The 5140-nt window shown below is 70.2% G+C and carries 2 protein-coding genes; both read left to right on the top strand.

Annotation, left to right across the window (positions count from 1 at the left end; all coding sequences use genetic code 11):
* Window positions 1-576: 576 nt before the first annotated feature.
* Window positions 577-822, top strand: coding sequence for an acyl carrier protein (locus QK444_RS32250; RefSeq protein ID WP_282785841.1), 246 nt, complete (start codon window positions 577-579; stop codon window positions 820-822).
* A gap of 1 nt (window position 823) precedes the next feature.
* Window positions 824-5140, top strand: a 4317-nt coding sequence (locus tag QK444_RS32245) for an aminotransferase class III-fold pyridoxal phosphate-dependent enzyme (protein WP_282785840.1), incomplete at its 3' end; no start/stop codon positions are given.

Raw genomic sequence — 5140 nt, 5'->3', positions numbered from 1 at the left:
CGCCCGGTTCGGCTCCGGCCCCGGTTGGGACCCCAACTCACTGTACGTCACCAGCTATCTGGGCACTGTGACGCGACTGACACCGCACTGAGTCCGCACCCGCGTTTTGCCGCGTATGTGTGTGCTGATTTACATTGCGCGTCAGTACAGTTCACGTGATCGACGTGATTCGTCGTGGCACCCCGCGCTACTCGTGGGTACTATCGGGCTATCGCCGGAGATTAACTGTGGTGTAACGCTTTTCGAACGCGCTACACCTGGTCGGTTACCGGTGAACGATCGGGAGAGCAGGGTACCCGACGGGCGTGGGGCTCACGCCCGCTTTTCCATCACGGGTTCGATGAAGAACCGGGCTGGGGTGACTAGTCCCCTTATGCCGCAAGCATTCTCGGTGCCGTCACACGTCTGACCGCACCGGATTCCGCTGATGCGCGCTCACGAGGCGGCGCTTCGCGCTACGGACGCCGGGCAATGGAGCCGAGGTACGCAAAGTGTGCCGTGGCAGTCGCATGCATCGAGCCATCGATACATCGATTGTGCTGTCGTGCACCGTTTTTCACGTGGGGATAGATCTCGATGAGTGTGGACCCGACGGTAATGGAGCGAGTCCGGGAGCTGTTCCGGGGGCGCTTGAACGCGCCCGCGCTGGAACTGGACCGGCCCCTGCTCGAGTATGGCCTCGATTCGGTCCGTTCGGCCGAGTTGGTGATCGAACTCGAGCAGCTGTTCGGCATCGACATACCCGATGCGGATGCCGCCGCCTTGCGCACCACCCGCCAGGTGGCCGAATACGTCGCGGTCGAGCTGCGCAAAGCGAGCTGACATGGCCGATCCGAGTGATGTGTACGGCCGCTACGCCCGGCCCGAGATAACCCGGCTGCTCCGGGCCTTCCATCTCGACGCCGACTACCGCGCGGCCGAGTACGACACGCTGGTCCCCGCCACGCTGGATGGTGGCGGCGGCGTTGCCGCCCGCGCGGTACTCGATCTCGTGGGCGGACACGGGGCCGGACTGTTCGGCCACAACCATCCCGCCCTGATCCGCGCGGCGGAGACGGCATTGCGGGCACGGCGGCCGTTCGCGGTGCAGGGCAGTGTGCGCGCCGGCGCCGCCCGACTGAGCGCGCGATTGTCCGCCCTGGTCGGGGCATCGACGGGGGCCGAGTACGTGGTCACACTGGCATCCACGGGAGCCGAGGCGGTGGAGGCCGCCGTCAAGCACGCCGCGCTGGAACGGTCGCGGTACCTGTCGGCCGTGCGGGCGGACCTGGAGCGGACCCTGCGCCGCGCCCGACGTGACGGTCTGGCCGGGCAACCGCTGCCCGCTCCGTGGGATGCATCGGTGGAATCCCTTCTCGCCCAATCGATCAGCGACGTGACAGCACTGCGGGAACGCGCACCGTTGTTCGTGGCGCTGACGCGATCCTTCCACGGGAAGACCGCCGCGGCGGCGGTGCTCACCGACCGGGCCGCCGACGACGGCCGCCCGCTGTTCGGACCCGAGGTGGTCCGGTTGGACGCCACCGCGCCGAACACCCTCGAACTGTCTCTGGATGGCGAACGAATCACCTTCTGCGACATATCTTTCGGCCCATCCGGTGCGCCGGTGCCGACCGTCCGGCACGCGTCCCGGCTGGCGGCGTGTTTCGTCGAACCCGTGCAGGGCGAGGGCGGCGTGTACGAGCTGCCCGACGACGTGCTGCGCGCCGTCCGCGCCCTGGCCGATCGTCACCGGGCCGCCCTGGTCTTCGACGAGATCCAGAGCGGCATGGGCCGTACCGGCACCTTCCTGGCCGCCGAGCCCTCGGGTGTGCCCGCGGACTACTACCTGTTGTCCAAGGCGCTGGGCGGCGGTCTGGCCAAGCTTTCGGCGCTGCTGGTCCAGCGCGATCGGTATCTGCCCGAGTTCGGCAGACAGCACACCTCCACCTTCGCCGAGGACGACTACTCGTCCGAGATCGCCTGTACGGCACTGGATCTGATACCCGAACTGCTGCCGCGCATCGCCGCCACCGGTACCCGGCTGCGCGATCGGCTGCGCGCGGTGGCCGACCGCCGACCGGATGTCATCACCGGGGTGCGCGGGCGCGGGCTGCTGCTGGCGGTGGAACTGCGCCCGCCCCGACCGGCATCGCCCATACTGCGCGAGTTCCTGGACGAGGAATGGTTCGGGTATCTGGTCGCCGGACATCTCCTGCACCGGCACGGCATCCGGGTGCTGCCGACCCTGTCCGCCCCCGCCACGCTGCGGGTGCAGCCGTCGGCGTACCTCGGCGTCGCCGATATCGACCGCATCGCGACGGCCTTCGAGGCCGTGGCCGACCTGCTGCACCGCGCGGACTACGCGGCCCTGCTCGACCATCTCACCCGGCCCGCCGCGCATCCGACCCCGCTGCCCGCGCACACACCCGATCCCGAGCGCCGCTGCCCCGAGCCCGCCACCGCACTCGACGGCCCGCCGCGCGTCGCCTTCCTCGCCAATCTGGAACGCCCGGGGGATCTGCGGCTGCTGGCACCGGAGTTGGCCGCGTGGTCCGACCATCAGTGTGAGGCCCTGATGGAGCGGCTGCGCGGCGTGCTGCGGCCCTTCGAGGTCACCCGGCAACGCATCCGGTCGGTATCGGGGGCCGAAGTCGAGGTCGCCATGATCGCCGTGCCGTTCTCGGCACAGCAGGCCGTCACCATCCAGCGCGACGGCGAGGGCGCATGGCTGCGGGATGTGGTGTTCGACGCGGTGGATCTCGCGATCGGCGCGGGGGCCGGTGTGATCGGTCTGGGCGGCTACACCTCGATCGTCACCGACGCCGCCCGCGCCGTGGTGGAGGACACCGCCCGCATCACCTCCGGCAACTCGCTCACCGCCGCGTGCGCCTACGAGCTCATGCGCCGGGAGCTGGCGGCGCTGCCCGCCGGGGAGCGCCGCGTCGCCGTGGTCGGAGCCATCGGCAATATCGGGGCGGTCATGGCGGAACTACTACTCCCGCACGTCGATTCGCTACTGCTGGTGGGTCGGCGCGGTTCCGCGCGACGGCTGCGGGCCGTGGCCGAGCGGCTCGGCGATCCGGACCGGGTCGCGGTGCGCGAGGATATGACCGCGCTGCGCGACTGCCGCTTGATCGTCACCGCCACCAATGCGGCCACCCCGGTGCTCACGGCCGACCAGCTGCCCACCGACCACCCCGTCCTCGTCTACGACCTCGCGGTCCCGGGCGATGTGGATCCCGGTGCCGCCGCGCTGCCCGGGGTCACCGTGCTGTCCGGTGGCCGCATGCGCCTGCCGGACGATCAGGTCCCCGATTTCCCGGGCACCAAGCTGCCGCCGGGCACCCTCTACGCCTGTATGGCCGAGACCATCGCCCTCGGCTTCGAACCGGACACGCCGAGCCCGTCCTACGGCGCGCTGACCGTCGCCGGGGTGCGGGCCGCGGCCGAGCTGGCGCGGCGGCAGCGGATCGTGCCCGCACCGCTCGCACCGCGAGGAGTCACCATGACCGTTCCCATGCTGTTGGGCGCACCCGACTTCCGGATCGAGGCCGCGGGCGGCAAGGCGGCCACCCTGCACGAACTCACCGCCGCCGGATTCCCGGTGCCGCCGGGCTTCGTGATTCCCGGCGACACCGATCCGGACCTGCTGACCGATGCCGAACTGGATGCGCTCATCGCGGCCGTCGGCGGCTACCCGGTGGCCGTGCGCTCCAGCGGGGTGCTCGAGGACCTCGACGACGCCAGCTTCGCCGGACAGTACGAGACCTACCTCGAGATCGGCGATCGGGACGCGCTGCGCCGCCGCATCGCCGACTGCCGGGCCTCGGCGCACAACGACCGGGTGCGCGGCTACCTGGAACGCCGCGGTTTCGATCCGGCCCGGGCGCGGGTGGCGGTGCTGGTGCAGCGCATGGTCGAATCCCGCACCGCCGGTGTGGGCTTCACCATCGACCCGATCACGGGCAGGGAGGAACACGCGGTCGTGGAGTGCTGCGCCGGGCTGGGGGAGCGCTTGGTGTCCGGACACGTGACACCGCTGCGGCTCACGGTCCGGCTGGTCGACGGCACGGTAGTGCAGCGCAGCGAGGGCGACGAACCGGTGCTGCTGGATGGCGCCGAGATCGCCGAACTGACCCGAATGCTGGTGCGGGTCCAGGCATTCCGGCATCGACCGCAGGATGTGGAATGGGCCGTCGGAACGGACGGACGGCTGTGGCTGCTGCAATCGCGAGCCGTCACCGCCATCGCCTGGCGCACCGATATCGAACAGCTCACCGATGCCGATTTCCGTGACGGCGGCGTCTCCGCCCGCGTCTGCACCCCGCTCATGTTCTCGCTGTACGAGAACGCCTTCCAGGCGTCCATGCAGCGATTCTTCACCCGGCTCGGACTGCTCGACGACGAACCCGCCTGGATGGCCATGCACTACGGCCGCGCCTACTGGAACGTGGCGGCGGTGAAGCGGGCCTACGCGGGCGTGCCCGGCTACGACGAGCGCATCTTCGACGCCGATCTGGGCGTCAACGTGGACTATGGGCCGGACGGGCCGGACCGCACGCCCACGAACGCGCTGACGGTGGCCCGCGCGGTACCGACCGCGCTGGCACTGCGGCGGTTCACCACCGGGCAACTGACGGAGGTGGAGCGGTTCGCCGCCGGCTGGGAGGCCAAGTACGCGCGCTGGCGGGAGCGGGCGGCGCGACTGCCGAGCGTGGACACCGCGACCTTCACCGCGGAACTGGTGGACTGTCTGCTGTCGTTCCACGCCACCACCGAACGCGCCTACTTCACCACGATCTACCACAACACCACCGTCCAATCGGATTTCAAGACGCTGCTCGCCAAGGTCGACGCCGCCACCGGCGGCAGCACCCAGGTGCTGGCGCTCATCGGCGGGCTGGCCGAGGTGAGCCATATGGCCATGCAGCGCGGCATTGTCGGGCTGTACCGGGTGGCGGACGCCGAGGGCCTGGACGGTGAGGCGGGGCGGCGGGCGTTGCGGGAGTTCCTGGACGAACACGGCTTCCACGCCGATAGGGAATTGGATATCACCTGCCCGCGCTGGTCGGAGGAGCCCGCACGAGTTCGGGACATGATCGCGTCGATGCTCGCGGCCGGGACCCCGCCCGCCGATCCGGAGCGGTCGCTCACCGAG

Source organism: Nocardia sp. CC201C (assembly GCF_030010695.1).
Lineage (GTDB): Bacteria > Actinomycetota > Actinomycetes > Mycobacteriales > Mycobacteriaceae > Nocardia > Nocardia otitidiscaviarum.
The sequence above is the reverse complement of the archived record's forward strand: the minus strand, read 5'-3'. Positions and strand labels throughout refer to the sequence as shown.